Origin of the sequence: Candidatus Nitrosotalea sp. FS, assembly GCF_011319475.1 — an archaeon.
Classification (GTDB): Archaea; Thermoproteota; Nitrososphaeria; order Nitrososphaerales; family Nitrosopumilaceae; genus Nitrosotalea.
The window spans coordinates 1-1,664 of sequence record NZ_RCMC01000092.1; the positions used below are offsets into that span (position 1 = coordinate 1).

At 37.1% G+C, this 1,664-nt stretch carries 1 protein-coding gene; it reads right to left on the reverse strand.

Annotated features, from left to right (window positions below; translation table 11 throughout):
• Positions 1-10: 10 nt before the first annotated feature.
• On the reverse strand, positions 11-1,664 hold a 1,654-nt coding region (locus DYY66_RS03340; RefSeq protein WP_166286197.1), incomplete at its 5' end, for a hypothetical protein.

Genomic DNA, 1,664 nt, shown 5'->3' on the forward strand with positions numbered 1-1,664 from the left:
ATTTGATGGCTTAAAATGACTGCATGTTTTTTACTTGGTTTGATGCTTTTCTCAAATCAACTATGCCTTTACAATAGAAAAAGGCTACAATGACTAGTAATCCTATGATGGACGGAGCAACAATTTGGACGTAATCAAAGCCTAAGTTTGGAATTACGGATGAAATGTTTTCCTGACTACCTTGTAGATTATTTTGTGGTTGTCCTGCAGTTATGGTTGCTATGGCAGTAGCATTTGCTCCCTCTTCTGCCATTATGATATTGCCTTGTGAATCAGATGCTAACCATTGTACTCTTGTGTTTGATGAGGGAATATTTTTCTCAATAACCTCTCCAGTACTTGGATCAATTATCGAAATCTTGTCAATCGCATGTTGTGCAACCCAGATGTTGTGATACTTGTCAAAAGCCATTCCGTATGGAAGGTTAGCCTTGTTAGGATCAAGTTGTATCTTGGCGAATGTTTTAAACAATGGATCAAAGACTGAAATTGCTTCGCCCTCATGCTCTGAAATGTATATTTTTCCGGTCTGAGGATCTATGATTATAGCTGTAGGGGCTTTCATGGTGTAATTCTCTGGCGGTGTAAACTCGGTTACTTTATTGTTCGAAATATCAAAACTGGATATTTTTCCAATTCCCTCTGCAATCCATATCTTACCTAATGTATTGTCGATTGCCATTCCTTGTGGGTCTGATTTGTCTGGTAATTTTATCGAGTCAAACTGTGTTGTGCTGCTATTAAATTTCAGTATCTCTGCTGCAAATGTGTTCAAGTTTGTTGATGTGATCCAAATAGTATCGTTGTTATCGATTGACATACTTGTCAGAATTCCTTGATCTGGAATTGGATACTCTTTGTTTGAATTGTCATCTGGATTGTAATGACCTAACATTTTTTTTGTATAGTCCATATACCATAAAGTGTTATGAGAGTCTAATGCGGAATATACTGCACCTGTTAATCCATCAATTCTGTGTTCTGTAATTTTTTTTGTTTCTAAATCAAAGTCAAGAATCTTGTTACTATGTAGAGTGGTATCTGCTACCCATATCTTGTTTCTACTGCTGTCATAGACTGGATATCTTGGAGTACTGTTTCCAGGGGTCTTGTATTCTGTGATGTCTATTTGCAGGTTGCTAAGTTTTGGTTTTACAAACAAGTTGTAGGAATATACTAGGTTGAGCGAGTTTTCTTTGTTTTGTACTCCCTCAACTCTCACTGTCCAATGTCCTGGAAATCCAAAGTCCGTGTCGGTGGTAAATGTTCCAGTGTCTGTCTTGTTTGTATCGATGGTAATTGGTCCTATCCCACTATCTGTTTGTGTGAGTTTAATCTGAGCTGATTTCATGTCTATTGGATTCTTACTTGAATCCAAAAATGATATGGTAAAAGCATTATTTCCAGTCGAAAATGGGTTCATAGATAGCACTATCCTACTTCCATTTTCGATAAATCCTGTTTGGGAGAATCCTTGTGTACTAGAGTTGTCATTTGTTGTCAATGCAAATACTTTATTTTGTAATGACTGTAACTGGTTTTGAAATTCGCTTGATGGCAGGCCAGAGTCTACCAGTACTGCAACAGATGCAATTAGTGCTATGCCAATGAATGCCTCTATCTTTATGCTTTTGTCAAACCTGGAAAGAATTTGTTTTGCGTCT